At 72.1% G+C, this 15,009-nt stretch carries 10 protein-coding genes; all 10 read right to left on the reverse strand.

Annotated features, from left to right (window positions below; all coding sequences use genetic code 11):
* Positions 1–179: 179 nt before the first annotated feature.
* Positions 180–1,589: a DUF1552 domain-containing protein gene (locus tag WME75_RS39990; RefSeq protein WP_437481902.1), complete on the reverse strand. Its 1,410-nt coding sequence runs from the start codon at positions 1,587–1,589 to the stop codon at positions 180–182.
* Entirely contained in the window at positions 1,586–3,265 is a 1,680-nt protein-coding gene (locus tag WME75_RS39995; RefSeq protein WP_437481905.1) for a DUF1592 domain-containing protein, read from the reverse strand. Before WME75_RS39995 ends, WME75_RS39990 begins: the two co-directional genes overlap by 4 nt.
* A 208-nt stretch (positions 3,266–3,473) precedes the next feature.
* Positions 3,474–4,286: a BPTI/Kunitz domain-containing protein gene (locus tag WME75_RS40000; protein WP_437481907.1), complete on the reverse strand. Its 813-nt coding sequence runs from the start codon at positions 4,284–4,286 to the stop codon at positions 3,474–3,476.
* A gap of 181 nt (positions 4,287–4,467) precedes the next feature.
* Positions 4,468–6,156, reverse strand: coding sequence for a metallophosphoesterase family protein (locus WME75_RS40005; RefSeq protein WP_437481910.1), 1,689 nt, complete (start codon positions 6,154–6,156; stop codon positions 4,468–4,470).
* A 221-nt stretch (positions 6,157–6,377) separates the two neighbouring features.
* A complete protein-coding gene (locus tag WME75_RS40010) occupies positions 6,378–7,667 on the reverse strand; it encodes a c-type cytochrome (protein WP_437481913.1) in 1,290 nt (429 codons plus the stop codon).
* Positions 7,664–9,055, reverse strand: coding sequence for a DUF1501 domain-containing protein (locus WME75_RS40015; RefSeq protein WP_437481916.1), 1,392 nt, complete (start codon positions 9,053–9,055; stop codon positions 7,664–7,666). Before WME75_RS40015 ends, WME75_RS40010 begins: the two co-directional genes overlap by 4 nt.
* A 590-nt stretch (positions 9,056–9,645) precedes the next feature.
* Positions 9,646–10,341: a hypothetical protein gene (locus tag WME75_RS40020; RefSeq protein WP_437481919.1), complete on the reverse strand. Its 696-nt coding sequence runs from the start codon at positions 10,339–10,341 to the stop codon at positions 9,646–9,648.
* Positions 10,342–10,352: 11 nt separating this feature from the next.
* On the reverse strand, positions 10,353–12,347 hold the full coding sequence (locus tag WME75_RS40025; RefSeq protein WP_437481922.1) for a DUF1585 domain-containing protein: 1,995 nt from the start codon (positions 12,345–12,347) through the stop codon (positions 10,353–10,355).
* Positions 12,344–13,930 (reverse strand): ABC transporter ATP-binding protein, encoded by a 1,587-nt coding sequence (locus tag WME75_RS40030; protein ID WP_437481924.1) that lies wholly within the window; start codon positions 13,928–13,930, stop codon positions 12,344–12,346. The genes WME75_RS40025 and WME75_RS40030 overlap by 4 nt, the downstream gene beginning before the upstream one ends.
* Positions 13,927–15,009, reverse strand: coding sequence for an ABC transporter permease (locus tag WME75_RS40035; protein ID WP_437481927.1), 1,083 nt, complete (start codon positions 15,007–15,009; stop codon positions 13,927–13,929). The genes WME75_RS40030 and WME75_RS40035 overlap by 4 nt, the downstream gene beginning before the upstream one ends.

Raw genomic sequence — 15,009 nt, forward strand, 5'->3', positions numbered from 1 at the left:
ACGCCTGCACCCAAGGTATGAAGAAATGCCCGCCGGGAAGGCTGCTTCGTCATAAAAGGCAACGCTCCTTTTGAAGACGAAGCCCATGTGCAGTCGGTGTGCCACCCGGCCCGGGCGCGGCGCGCCGCGGCGCGCCGCGCCCGGCTTGAGGCCCCCTGCCCAGGACGGCAGATCGCCGCTCAGGCCTTGATATCGTCGAGCTCGCCGGGCTGGCCGAACGAGCCGAAGTTCGTGATCGGACCCCCGCCCTCCTCGGTGCAGCCGACCGCGTTCGCGAGCGTCGTGAGCAGCTTGTTGTGGGGCGCGTCCTCGTCCTGCAGTGTGTCCGCCTGCCGCGTCACCTTGATGTACTGCCCCATCTTGAAGTAGCCGCCGCAGCCCCCCGCGATGAGGTACGGCAGGTCGCGGAAGTCGTGGACCTTGCCGTTGGAGACCTCGTTCATGAACACGACAGCGCTGTTGTCGAGCACGGAGGCCCCGCCCTCGTCGTAGCCCGCGAGCCGGTCGAGCAGATAGACATACTCGCCGATGTACCAGCGATCGATGTCGTGGATCATCTCCTCGTAACCGTCGACGGCGCTCCCTGAGTCGTCGTCCTTCGTGTTCCCGTGAGAGAGCTTGTGGTGGTTGTACTCGTGGCTCATCCCGTCCCACTTGAAGATGGGCCCGTGCGCGCCCGAGCCCCATTGCAGCGTCGCCGCCCGCGTCGCGCCGGTCGCGATCGCCAGCGCGAGGACGTCCATCTGCATCCGGCCGATCTTCTTGAACTCGGCGTCGAACGACACCGTGGCCGGGTCGATCCCTTCCATCTCCGCCGTCCGCTCCGGCGGGAGCTCGCGCGGGATGACCCCCGCGTTGCCCATGTCCACCTCGAGGTCGCGCACCGTCTGGAAGTGCATCTCGAGCTTCTCGCGATCGGCCTTGCTGAGCTTCTTCTTGAGCAGGCCCTCGTACTCGGCCCCGACGAGGTCGAGCACGCTCTCGCGCCGCCTGGCGAGCCGCACGAGCGCCTCCTCGTCGAGGTCCGTCACGCCGATCAGGTCCTTGTAGGCGAGCCACGGGTTGTTCTCGCCGGCGACGGGCTGCTCGCTGCCGCTGTACGAGATGTGCCCGCGCACGTTCGGCGTCTTCGCGCCGACCATCAGCGTGAGCGCGGGCGTGCCTGGCGGGTTGAGCCTGCTCGCGATGAACTGATCGAGCGAGATCCCCGCGGCGTACTGGCTGCCCTGGACGAGCGGCTGCGCCGTGAGCTTGCAGCCCATCCCCTTCGCATGGTCGTCGCCCGCGCTCGGATCCCACCCGAAGCCGCGCGGCACCATGTGAATCCCCCGCGGGATCAAGAGCCTGTCCCGGTACGCGGCGAGGGGCGCTATCGCCCGGTCCGCGCCGAACGACGCGGCCGTCAGCGCGCCGTACCCCGTGCTCGGGAAGAACCTGTCCATGTTCACGCCGTTGCACATGAAGAAGGCGATGAACCGGCGCGGCGTCGTCGCCGGATCGGCCTTGGCGTCGCGCGGGCGCAGCGACTCGAGGAACGGGAGGCCGAGCATCACCCCGCACGCGCCTCGCAAGAACGTTCTGCGATTCATTGGTCCACCTCTTCCACGGCTCGATACCTGAACGTCTTCGTCTGCGTGAGCGCGACGAGCAGCTCCTTGATGTTGTACCCGGACGCGCCGAGCCTCGCGTCGAGCTCGTCGATCGTGCACGCGTCCTCGCGCGACAGCTGGCGGGCGTTGCCGTAACGGTACCAGTTCGTCAGATAACACCGCTGCGCGACCGGGCTCTCCGCGAGCTGCGTCACGAAATCGATGGCGCCGTCGAAGCGCATCTCGGTCTCCCCGACCGTCATCGTGCCTGTCGCGTCGATGGGCTCTCCGCCCTCGTCGGCGCGGTGCCGCCCGACCGCGTCGAAGTGCTCGAACGCGAAGCCCGGCGGGTTGATCATGTCGTGGCACGAGCTGCACGACGCCGGCGACGTGTGCGCCTCCACCTGGTCGCGCGTCGTCCTGATCTCGCCCTGGAGGGGCGGCAGCTCCGTGTCGATGTTCGGCGGCGGGTCCCGGAGGTCCGCGCAGAGGATCTGCCGCTGGATGAACACGCCGCGGTGGATCGGCGAGCTCTTGTCGAAGAACGCGTGCGAGCTCAGGAAGCCGGCCTGCGTGAGGAGCCCTGCCCGCACCGCCGGGTCGAGCGGCGTCTCCACGAGCTCGCCCGTGAACGACCCCTCCACGCCGTAGATCGGGGCGAGCTTGTCGTTCACGAACCCGACCGACGAGGTCATCAGCGTCCGGTAGTCGCCCTCCATCTCGAGGATGACGTGCCGGATGAACTCCTGCGTCTCGGCCAGCATGGCCGAGGACACGCTTTCGTCGAAGCCCTCGTAGAGCGCGGGATCCTTCGAGAGATCCGCGTAGCGGCTCATGTGGAGCCACTGGCGGTGGAAGTCGGCGAGCGCGCTCACCGCCTTGGAGTCGGCGAGCATGCGCCGCGCCTCGGCCTCGATCCCCGCGGGCGTGCCCAGCGCGCCGTCCGCCGCGGCCGCGAGGAGCGCGTCGTCGGGCAGGCTGTTCCAGAGCAGGTACGAGAGCCGGGTCGCGACCTCGTGGCCGTCGAGCGGGATGATCTGCTCGCTGTCGAGCGCCTCGCTGAGCTCGACGCGGTAGAGGAAATGCGGCGACTGGAGCATCGCCTCGATGACGTGGCGGATCCCTTGCTCGAACGGCGTGCCCGACTCGAAGAGGCCCTCGCCGCGCGCGTAGGCGGCGACGTACGCCGCCTCCTGCTCCGCCGAGAGCGGCCTCCGGTAGACGCGCTTGCCGAGCGCCTGGATGAGCTGCCGGGCGCACGCGGCGCCGTCGCCCTCCGGCGCGCACGGCAGGACCTTGCCGAGCACGGCCTGGTCGGCCACGGCGTCGGCCGCGATGGCCTCCGCGGCGCGCCGGTAATCGCGGGCGAGGCGGTCGGAGACGAGGAGCCCCTTGGCGTTGTTGTCGAACCCCTCGAACGCCGGGTCCGCGAGGAACAACGCCGAGGCCTTCATGTCCTTGCCGAAGAGATCCCGGATCGTGTTGTCGTATTGCGCGTGCGTGAGCCGCGTCAGGCGCGGGGTCGGGCCGGGCGCGGTGACGCCGGGCGCGCACTGGACCTCGGCGCCCGGATCGTCGACCGGGCCCGGTCCGCCATCTCCAGTCGGTCCCGAGCACGCGGCCGCGCTGGAGAGCGCGAGGGCCACGAGCAGCATCCTCGGGGTGCTTCGGTTCACGGGCAGCTCCCTTCGTGAAGAGCTCGAGAATGTAAGAAGTTACAAGCTCTTCAAGGGAAAAGCCTATCGGGCGCAGGCGTCCAGCGTCAACGCGAGGCGACCGCGTGACGGGCTTTTCTCGGGAGGGCGCCGCGGGTGGGTGCCGGGGAGAGCTGGTTCTACGATTCACGAGGTGGCGCCTGATGGCGCAGGGCGGGAATACCGGCCTTCACGGCGCGGACGTGCTCGGCTGACACCTGCCCTCCACGCAGGCCGCCTTCATGCCTTCCGGAAACACGGGCGCGCAGGGAGGGCACGCGCCGAAGCCCTCGGGGCAGACGATGGCGCCGAGATCCGCGCTCTGATTGAGGGCGACGATGCCTTTCCCGCCGCACTCCTCGCAGCACCCGAGGCCGTCGCGCAGGGCGCAGTCCGCGTCTTGCGTGCACTCCGTCAGCGGGGATTCGCGCACGTCGAGGACGACGCAGCGCCCGCTCTCGCACGCGGCGGTGAAGTACTGGGCGGTGCGCTCGGCCTCGCTGACCTCCTGGCACGGCGAGCACGCCACGTCCACGCACATGGTGGCATTCCAGAAGTCCGTCGTCGCGTCGCGGTGGATGGCGACGAACGCCTGGGCGTCGACCCCCGGGTCGCACGAGGCGCAGCAGCGCGGCGAGGCGAGGACGCAATCGCCCGCCGCCTCGCAGATATCCATGTCCGGAACGGTGTCCTGACAGGCCTCCTGGCACGCCGCGAGCGACTCGAAGCGGTTCTCGTTGCCCTCGCACCCTCCATAGGTGAACGGAACGCAGACGCCGGTGCTGGGGTCGTGCCAGTAGCTCGGGAACGCCGCGTCGCAGGGCCCCGTCTCCTGCGGCAGCGCACACCGGTTCGGCAATTCGCCGCTGGCCGTGCTGGTCGTGACCGAGCCGCCGCCGCTGCCCGCGACCGGGCCGCCGCCGCCGCCCGGGTCCCCGCCGCCCGAGCCGCCGCCGTCCTCCGCGCCGATGCAGCCCGCCGCGAGCAGGAGAGAGATAAGCAAGCCAAGACCGAGGGATAAGCGCCGATGCATCCCGGAGGCATTGCAATCGGCGTGCCCTCGGCCGCCCGAGGAAAAAGCAACAGATCGTAGGGTATTCATCCGTACTCGATGGCATGCCAGGTGGCGGTGTGCCAGGCGGCGCGGCACACCGTGACGCCGTCGTCGAGGTGCGGCGCGCCCGTCACACGGTGACGTCGAGCGACGGGAGCTGCTCGCGGAAGAACGCGTTGTACTTGGGGTCGTTGTACCGCTCGTACTCGATCACGAAGGGCGTGAGCTGGCTGACCCCACCCTTGTAGCGGATGGTGAGGGCCATCGGCGTGACCTCGCGGTAGTTGCTGGCCTCCGGCAGGTCGTCGTTTGTCTTCCCGCCGGCGGAGAACAGGGTGAGGAGCACGCCGTCGGGGTCGTCGTAGACGACGCGGAAGCCCTCCGGGATGCGCTCGTGGCCGCGGATCAGCGTGGTGCAGCCGAGCTTCTGCATGAAGCTCTTGAACTGCCGCTTGCCGAAGGGAAAGCGCGCGGTGGACTTCTGGAGCTCCGCGGGGATTGTGTCGACCTCGCTCGGGTCGCTCCAGAGCATCTGGAACCGGATCTCGGGGTCGTTGAGCGACGACACCGACGTCCACCGGGCGGCGAGGGTGTCGTCGCGCGGGATCCCCGCGTGGACGAAGAGGATGCGGTCGAAGACGAGCATGTTGGGGAGCGCCTCGAAGAGGCGCATGTACGCGGCGAACACCTCGTTCGGGGCGATGGCCGCGAGCGAGCTCATCGCCTCGGAGGGCCGCACCGGCGCGAGCACGCGGCCGTTCAGCTCGACGTAGTACTCGTGGTTGCCGCGCAGCACGAAGACGTTGTCCGGCGCGGCGAGGAAGAGCTGCATCACCGTGCGCAGGATGCCGTTGTAGCTGAACCTGCCGCGATCGATGTAGTCGCCCAGGAACACGAGCAGGATCCGCGGGTTGTGGGCGGGGTCATCGCGGTGCGCCTGCAGCTTGGCGAAGAAATCCGCCTGCATCAGCGCCGCCTTGAGGCACGAGTAGCAGCCGTGCAGATCGCCGATGACGAGGAGCTCGACCTCGTGCGCGGGGTCGGGCGAGGCGACGTAGATGTGGCCGTCGAGGAACGGCGCCTGCCCGGCGAAGCCGGCGAGGTCCGCCGCGCCGTCGAGCCGGCCCGCGCCGCGCGCGCGCTGCTCCGCGAGCTTCTCCTCGAACCGGCGCATCAGGTCGAGATCGACCTTGGACTGCTCGGCGAACGTGGCCGCGTCGGTCGCGTAGTCCCACTCGAACGCCTTGAAGAACGGGTGATCGACCTCGCGCGCCTGCTTGCGCGTGGCCGGATCGATCACCACCGCGCCCTGCTCGATGGTCTCGATGTCCACGTCGTCGATCTCGGTGGGGGTCGAGAGCAGGGCGGAGAGCTCGTCGCGGAACTTCTGCTCGCTCGGGTGGACGACGCCGTCGGCGAGCATGAGCCCGTCGACGGTCGCGAGCAGCGCCTCGCGGTTGACCTCGTCGAAGCCGTCGAGGAGCTCGAAGCAGCGGAGCTTGACCTTGGCGAGGACGAAGTCCTTGGGGTCCTCGCCGTCGGAGACGCTCTCGGTGAAGTGGCTCTGGATCTGGTGATCGATCTCGGAGAACACCTCGTGGAAGTGCGTGGTCCACCGCGCGATGACGTCCTTGTCCGCCTGGGCCTCGCCGAGGGCGTCGCGCGCGCGCTGCTGGACGAGCTCCTGGATGTAGCCGCGGATGAAGGACCTCTCGGTCGGATCGAGCTCGCCGTCGATGTACCCGAACCCCGTGAGATAATAGATGATGGCGTGCATCTGCTGCTCAGCGATGCGTGGATCGGGGCTGAACGACATCATCAGGCAGCTCTCCTCTCGCGGTGGGGCCCCAGGGTAGCGCAAGACGAGCGCGCCGCGTCTCTGGCCGCGCACGTCACGGACGCAGGAACGGGCGCGCGTCACAGCCGCGCGGGCGGGCGCGCATTACGGCTGTACGGGCGGGCGCGCGTCACGGCGGTACGGACGGGCGCGTCACGGCCGGGTGGGCGGGCGCGCGTCACGGCCGGGTGGGCGGGCGCGCGTCACGGCCGCGCGGGTGGCCCGATGCGCTCGACGAAATGGCGGATCCGCGCGCGATCGGCCTCGGAGAGCGCGTGCCCCGGGGGCGGCATGTTCCGCTCGCGGACGACCCGGTGCGCGATGGCCTCCCGGAGCGACGCCCACGCCGCGCGCGTGGAGAGGTCGACGCCGCCCTCGCCGCGCGGGTGGTGGCAGCGCGCGCAGGCCCGGTCGAACACGGGCGCGATGTCGCCCCAGGCGGGCCCGGCGCCGTCGTCCTCCGCGGCGAAGCGCCGGAGGGCGCCCGACGCGAGCAGCCAGACGTCGCCGCTCGGCGAGCCGACGAGCCTTCCGGCCTGCGGGACGCGCGCGCCGCGGGTCGCGCGCGCGCCGGCCTCGTCGAGCACGCCGAGCTCGCCGCCGTCGGCGAACCACACGCGATCGCCGGAGACGGCGAGCCCGTGGAGCGCCGCGCTCGCCCGCAGCCGGAGGCGCAGCACGCCGGCGCCGTCCTCGGCGTAGAGCGCCGCCGGCGTGGCCGCGAGCAGCGCGCCCGCGCCCGTCACGGCGAGGAGCGGCGCGGGGCCGTCTGCCGCGAGCGGGTACGATCGCAGCGCCCTCGGGGCCACGTCGAGCGCGACGAGCCCGTCGCTGCCGGGCGCGAAGGCCACGCGCCCCCCGCCCGCCGCGAACGCCGCGAGCGGCCCTGTCGCGTAGCGCGTGACGCTCTCGCCGTCCGCGACCGCGATCTCGCCGTCGAGCGCGAAGGCGGCGCCGCCGTCGAGGCCGAGGCCGGCCGCAGCCCGGACCGCGGCGCGCTCGAGGCCATAGCGATCGGAGACGAGCTCGAACGCCCCCTGGCCCGGCAGCCTGAGCAGCCGGCCCTCGGCGTCGACGCCGACGATCCACGTGCCGTGGCCGTCGGGCGCGGGCAGGGCCGCGGCGCTCACCCAGCGGTGGGGCGCGCGCTCCACCCGGTCGAGCGCGCCGTTCACGAAGACCGCCGCGGCGCCGTCGTGGAACAGCACGACGCGGTCGCCGCCGTCGGCGACCGCGCGGACCGGCCCGAGCCCCCCCGGGGCGGGCCAGGCGACCGGGCGCACGACGAGCGACGGGCGCGGCGCCGCGGCCTGCGAGGCGCAGCCGGCGAGCGCGAGCGCGAGCGAGGCGCGGCCGGCGAGCGTGAGCGCGAGCGAGGCGCGGCCGGCGAGCGCGAGCGCGAGCGAGGCGCGGCCGGCGAGCGTGAGCGCGAGCGAGGCGCAGCCGGCGAGCGTGAGCGCGGCGAGGGACGCCGCTCGGCGCAGGAGCGTCACGGCTGCCGGAGCAGCTCCGGCACCACCTCGCCGTCGCGCAGGTGCTCGCGCGGGGGGATGCCGAAGGCGAACAGGAAGGTGGCGAGCAGGTCCGGCGGGGCGATCGGCCTCGGCCCGCGCTGGAACGCCTTCGCCGGGGCGGGCAGCAGCTGCTCCGGGTCGGTCTTGCCGAACGAGAAGCCCCCGCGGAAGCGCGGGGAGATCACCATCGCCGAGTTGTTGGGGTAGTGGTCGCGGCCCATCGCGGTGTTGAGCTGGGGCGTGCGGCAGAAGTCGCTCGTCACGAGGAGGTGGGTGTGATCCGAGAGCTTCTTGCCGGCCCGGGTCGGGTGCGGGGTCCTGTCGAGCGAGCCGAGGAGGGCGGCGATCAGGTCAAAGAGCTCCTGCTGCGTGGCCGCGTGCTGGCGGTAGTTGCTCGTGTGCGTGTCGAACCCGTTGCTCGCGAAGCTCACGCAGCGGACCACGTTCCGCCGCATGGCCTCGATCGCGAACGCGGCGTTGACGGCCGTCTGCCTGGCGAAGCGGGCCCTGTGGTTGAACTCGGGGTGCGCCTGGATGAGCTTGCCCCTGGAGAACACCTCCTGGAGCTCGGCGCTCAGCATCTTGCCCAGCCCTTCCGCCTGGATGGCGAAGCCGTTCAAGGCGTCGGTGTAGCTCGATCGTGCGGCGAGGGATCTGGCCTCCTCGGAGAGGAGCGCTGTCACGGCGGCGCGGTCCTCGTCGGTGTCGTACTGGCGCGCGCGGGAGAGCGAGCGGCTGATCGCGCCGACGTCCCCGACCATGAGCGGGGCGGCGCGCCGGTCGAGGCGGTCGCCGACGAACGCCGAGGGGAACTGCACGGAGACGACGGGGAAGGTCTGGCCGGCGCCGAGCGCGCTGGCGCAGATGGCGTCGACGCTCGAGGCCACGACGCGGCCGCCGCTCAGGTGCCTCCCGGTGGTCGCGAAGGCGGTGCCGTCGGGGTGGCTCACGGTGTTCATCGCCAGCCCGTTGATGATGCACAGCCGGTCGTGGAGGTCGGCGAGGCCGCCGATGCCGGGGCCGAAGGCGAGGCTCGAGCCCTTCGGCGTGACGAGCGCGAAGCTCTTCGCGCCGCCGGCCGCGGGCGCGTCGACCCAGAGGCGGAGCGGCGCCGTGTCGGTGTTGTCGGTCGTCGCCGGGCTCACGAGCCCCTTGCTCTCGTTCCGCGGGTCGGCCCAGAGCGTCACGTCCCAGCCGCCGGACGCATGGATGAAGAGGAAGAACTCGTCCTCCGCGGCCTTGCCCTGCGCGGCGAGCGCGCGCGCCGGCAGGCCGAGGACGCCGGAGAGCGCCGCGCCCGCGGCGGCCTGGAGCAGCGCGCGGCGCGGGAGATCATGACAGCGGGGGCAAGGGTCATGACGGGGCATCGCGGGTGGTCCTCAAGATATCTTCCGGCGCAGCCCGCGCCCGCACGATCCTGCTACGAACACGCCGGCCAGCGCGCCCAGCAGCGTTCGGGAGCATGCCAGCTCATCCCGGACGCCAGCCAGCAGCTCGGGCGCGCGTGCCAGCGGTCGCTGGGCACGCTCCCCGGCGCTGCTGGACACGTTCCCGGAGCTGCTGGGCGCGCTCCTCGGCGCTGCTGGACACGTTCCCGGAGCTGCTGGGCACGCTCCCCGACGCTGCTGGACACGTTCCCGGCGCTGCTGGGCGCGCTCCTCGGCGCTGCTGGACACGTTCCCGGCGTTGCTGGGTACGCTCCCCGCCGGTGCTGGACGCGTTCCCGGCGCTGCTGGGCGTGTTCCCCGGAACTTCCCGGGCGGCTGGCGAGCCCGAAGGTGCGCTGGCAGCTGCATGGACAGCGGTGCGCTTGACGGGCGCGCGCGGGACGAACCTCATGCGACTGAATTACAGAGGACACAGAGGAGAGAGAAATGAACGTGCCATTCCCCTGCCTCTCCTCTGTGTCCTCCGCGCCTCTCAGGGTTCATTCTCGGTCTTCAAGCGGATCGGTGCTTCAATACAGGTGAAACTCCGGGTGCCGCACGAGCCCGTAACACACCGCGGCCCACCCGGCCTCGCCCGGCGAGAACCGCGACTTCGGCGCGCCCTTCGCGCGGTGCCGCGCGACCGTGCCCTCGTAGAGCGCGAAGAACCTCGCCTCCCGGTCCGGCGGCGCGAGGCGCGCCGGGTAGCTCAGGAACGTCCGGTGCAGCACGTCGAAGCGCGGGGCAAAGGCCGCCGCGTCGAGGTCCTGCGCGGGCAGATCGAAGGCGAAGATGAGCCGGCGCTCGACCGGGACCGGCGCGCTCGCCTTGAGGTCGTGCTCCAGGGCGCGATCGCAGAGCGCGATCCCGAGCCGCTCGAACGCCGCCATCATGAGCGCGTTGGTCTGCGCGCCGCGCGGGAGATCCAGGCCGTGATCGGGGAGCCCGAGCGCCGTGAGGTAGTCTTCCCAGGTGTCGAAGAGCGCCGACCTGTCGTCCCCCCGCGCGCGGCGCTCGACCTCGGCGGGCGACAGGCCGCCGAAGAGCCGGAGATACGTCCTCAGGTACGCCTCGGCCGGGATGAGCCGCAAGTCCTGCTTCGGGCTACGGCTCTGCGCGACGCGCCCCGTCTCCCGGAGCGGCGCGGCAGGCCGCGGCGCGACCGCCTCCGGCGGGGCGCACGCGCCCGCCACCGCGGCCATCCCGGCAAGGGCGAAGGCCCTCACCCGGCCGCGCATCACCGCGCGCCCCCGCCGCGCCCCGCGGCGCCGCCGCGCTCCAGCGCAGGCCGCACGTTGCTCGCGCGCGCATAGGCCGGCGCGCGGACGATCGCCTCGACCAGAGGCCGCATCCGGTAGCCGCGCGACACGAACCGCTCGCGCAGCGCGCGGAGCAGGGCCCCGTCCTCGTCGCGCAGCGGCCGCCCGAGGAACGACTCGGTGACGCGCTCGACGGCGCACGACGCGAACTCGGGCATGCGCGTGAGATCGGCCGCGACGCCGGCCGGGCCGCGCTCGGCGTGGGCCGGCGAGGCATAGGCGCCCCGGAGCACGCCGCGCTCCCGGCTCGAGAAATCAGGGTCGTAGAAGCGCTGGCACGACTGGCCCGTCTTGCCCTCCGCGTTCAGCTTGCAAACAGGGTTCTCGATCGGAAACCGGGAGGCGGGGAGATAGGTCCACGTCGTCTCCTCCACCCGCGTGAAATACGCCGCGAGCGGCTCCAGCGTCGCATGACAGCTGGAGCAGCCCGGCCGGACCATCAAGTCGGGCTCGTCCGACGGCGGGAGCTCCGCGTGCTCGGCCATGAAGCTCTTGCACAGGAACGCGCTGTAGAGCGCGGCCGCGCGCGCGCGGCGCGAGGCATACTTCGTGAGGAACACAGGCGTCGTGACGATCCCCGCCGCGCGCGGGCCGCGATCGGGGATGAACGTCCAGTCGGAGACGTCGTGCGGCGCGACGACCGGCGGCACCGCGCCCGGCAAGAACAGCGGCGCCTCGTCCTCGCGCATTCCATAGGACCTGTGCAGCCCGCAGCACGCCGCGGGCGCGCTCGATCGATAGAACTGCGCGAGCGGCCCGTTGATGAACGTGTAACGCCCGGTGAGGATCTCCCGGAAGTCGCGGTCGGCCCGGAAGACGTGCTGCATGAGGTGAATCGCCTCCTGCGACCACCAGAACTTGTTCCAGCCGGAGGCGGTGTGCGGCGCGGCGCCGATCGGAGCCTCGATGCCGAGCGGGACATGGGCCGGCAGCGCGAAGGCGCGCGGATCCCTGCCGGAGTTGTCGCCCGGCAGGCAGTGCTCGAGGCCGATGCCACAGCCGCAGTCGACGCTCATCGCGAAGGCGAGCGCGCTCCGGCACGAGATCGGCTCGCCCCGGTGCTCCCTGGCATAGCGATCCTCGGGCACCGGCGGGCGCGCGCGCCCCGGAGGCAGCGGAGCCCCCTTGGGCAACGGGGGGATGCCGCTCGCGTAGATGCGGCCGACCTCGGCGGTCTGCGCCTCTTCCTTGCAGACCCGGACCTCGACCGTCGGCGTCTTGCCGTCGGGCTCGACAAGGAGCTGCGGCAGCGGGACATAGGCGCTGTCAGGGTCCTTCCATCCGGCGCCGTAACGCTGCGTCGGCACGACCGAGAGGTAATCGCGGTAAAGCCAGAACGGGCGCACGACCGTGGTCCGCTCGTCGAGCAGCCGCTGGGAGATGGGCCTGGGCGTCCCCGTGAAGCCGGCGAAGCTCCCGCGGAGCCCGCTCTCGGCCTCGGAGAAGCAGAAGTCGCCGTCGATGAGAGGGAGCAGGCGGCGCTGGTTGTAGCGGAAATAGACGTAGAGCCGCTCGCCGTCCGGGCCGAGCACCTCGGCCCGGCGGAGCGTCGTCTCCAGCGGCGCGAACAGCCCCACCGGGCCGAGCTCCAGCCGCAGGACATCCATGTAGAGGCGCGTGAGCCGCTCGACATACCCCGGGCCGTCGAGGTGGCGCTCGATCCAGGCGTCGAGGTCGAAGCCCGGCGATTCCATCTCCGCGAGCTCCTCGCGCGTCGGGAGCCGCCCCTTCAGGTCGAGCGAGAGCGCGCGGTAATACCGGTACTGCTCCAGCGCCGGCGCGGCGCCCCCCGCGGCGGCGGAAGGCGGCGCGAACGAGGCGGCGGCCGCCGCCGCGAGCAGCGCCGCCCCGGCGAGCGCGCCGAGCCCCCTCACGCCTCCGCCCCGCCCGAGGCGCGCGCCGAGCCTCCTCACGCCTCCGCCCCGCCCGCAGCGCTCGCCGGCGCCGCCTCCTCGCCGGCGCCGGGCGCCGGCGCCGCCTCGCCGGGGAGCACCCCGGCCATCAGCATCCCGAGCTCGGTCCGCGAGACAGCGCCCGCGTCCCGCATCGCCACGAGCCGGCCCCGGTACATGACCGCGATCCGGTCCGACAGCGCCAGGATCTCGTCGAGCTCCGCCGACACGAGCAGCACCGCCGCCCCCGCGTCGCGCGCCGCCACGATCTCGCGGTGGATGTGCTCGATCGACCCCACGTCCACGCCCCGCGTCGGCTGGCTGGCCACGAGCAGCTCCACGGGGCGGCTCATCTCGCGCGCGAGGATCACCTTCTGCTGGTTGCCGCCCGAGAGCGCCGACACAGGCGTCCCCGGGCCGGGCGCGCGGATGTCATAGGCCTTGATCAGCCGCCGCGCGTTCTCCTCGCGGGCGTCGTCGCGGAGCACGCCGCGCACGGCGAACGGGGCCCTGTGGTAGGTGCAGAGCACGAGGTTGTCCGCGACCGAGTACGAGAGCACGAGCCCGTGGCGCTGGCGGTCCTCGGGCACGTGCGAGACGCCGCGCTCGATGAGGGCGCGGGGCAGCGCGCCGGTGACGTCGCGGCCCCGGAGGAGCACGCGCCCGTCGCGCGCCGGCGAGAGGCCCGTGACCGCCTCGACGAGCTCGGTCTGGCCGTTGCCCTGCACGCCGGCGATCCCGAGGATCTCGCCGGCGCGCACCGAGAAGCTCACGTCGCGGACCGCGTCGCCGCCCGACCCGCGGCGGCCCGCGACGCCGAGGCGCTCGACCTCGAGCACGACCGCCTTGGGGCGCGCCGGGGCCTTGCTCACCTGGAGCACCACCTCGCGGCCGACCATCATCGCCGCCAGGCCGCGCTCGTCGGTCTCGGCCGGGATCGCGGCGCCCACCACCTTGCCCGCGCGCATGACCGTCACCCGGTCGGCGACCGCGAGCACCTCCCGGAGCTTGTGCGTGATGAACAGGACCGAGACCCCCCGCGACGTCAGGCCCCGCAGCACACGGAACAGCTCGTCCACCTCCTGCGGCGTGAGCACGGCCGTGGGCTCGTCGAGGATCAGGATCTCCGCCTTGCGGTAAAGCGCCTTGAGGATCTCCACGCGCTGCTGCACGCCGACCGGGAGGTCCTCCACGCGGGCGTCCGGGTCGACGTCGAGCCCGTAGCGCGCCGAGAGGCCGCGGACCTCGGCGCTCGCGCTCCCGCGGTCGAGCAGGCCGCGGCGCACCGGCTCGGCGCCGAGCACGATGTTCTCGGCGACCGTGAACACCGGGATGAGCATGAAATGCTGGTGCACCATGCCGATCCCGAGCGCGATCGCGTCGCTCGGCGACCGCAGCGAGACGGGGCGCCCGCTCCGGCGGAGCTCCCCCTCGTCCGGGCGCACAAGCCCGTAAAGGATGTTCATCAGGGTCGATTTGCCGGCCCCGTTCTCCCCGAGCAGGGCGTGGATCTCGCCCTCACCGAGGTCGAGATCCACCCGATCGTTCGCCAGGACGCCGGAGAACCGCTTCGTGATCCCCCGGGCCTCGAGGACGGCCTTCACCGCCGCCCCTCCGGCTCGTAGGGCTGGCCGTCGGCGGCCGGCGGCGTGGTCTTGCCGATGACGCCGGTGAGGATGAGCAGCGTCAAGAGATACGGCACGAGCCCGACGACCGACGACTGCTGCAGGAAGGACCACGACGGCGGGATCTGGTCGCGGAAGAGCTGGAGGTTGATCTGGAACGCCTGCGCCGCGCCGAAGACGAGCGCCGCGGCCCACGAGCCGAAGGGCGTCCAGTCGCCGAAGATCATCGCCGCGAGGGAGATGAAGCCGCGCCCGTTCGTCATCATCGGCTCGAAGGACGGGACCGACTCCAGGGTGAAGTACGCCCCCCCGAGCCCCGCGATGGCGCCGCCGATGACGACGTTCACGTAGCGCACGCGGACCACGTCGATCCCGACCGTGGCGGCGGCGCGCGGGTGCTCGCCCACGGCGCGCGCGCGCAGGCCCCACCGCGTGCGGAACAGCACGAGGTGGGTGAGCCCGACAAGCACGACGGCGGCGACGGCGATCGGCTGCTGCTCGAACACGGGGCCGACGACCGGGAGGTCCGCGAGGAGCGGGACGTGGAGGCGCGGCAGGACGCCGGGCGCGTGGGGCACCTGGCCGCCGAACGCGCTCGCGGGCCCGAAGAAGAGCTGTCGGTTGAAGAAGCCGGTGAGCCCGACGGCCAGCAAGTTGATCACCGTCCCCGCGAGGATCTGGTCCACGGAGAAGGTCACCGCAAGCGCAGCGAGCAAGAGGCCCAGCAGCGCGCCGGTCGCGACCGCGATCACGACGCCGAGCAGCAGGCTCGGCAGCGGCGGGATGCCCAGGACCGCGCTCGCGTAGATCGACCCGAACCAGCCCGAGAACGCCGCCGCGAGCATCATCCCCTCGATGCCGAGGTTCACGACGCCCGAGCGCTCGCAGAAGACGCCCGAGAGCGCCCCGAGGGTGAGCGGCGTGGCCACGGCGAGGGTCGTGGCCGCCATGCTGGCCACGATCGTCAGGGGCGGCACCTGCGACGCGCCGACGAGCACCACGACGAGGACCAGCACGCTGACGACCACCGCGATGAATGCGTAGCGTCGATAGACCAT

It is taken from the genome of Sorangium sp. So ce1014, assembly GCF_051521505.1.
GTDB lineage: Bacteria > Myxococcota_A > Polyangia > Polyangiales > Polyangiaceae > Sorangium.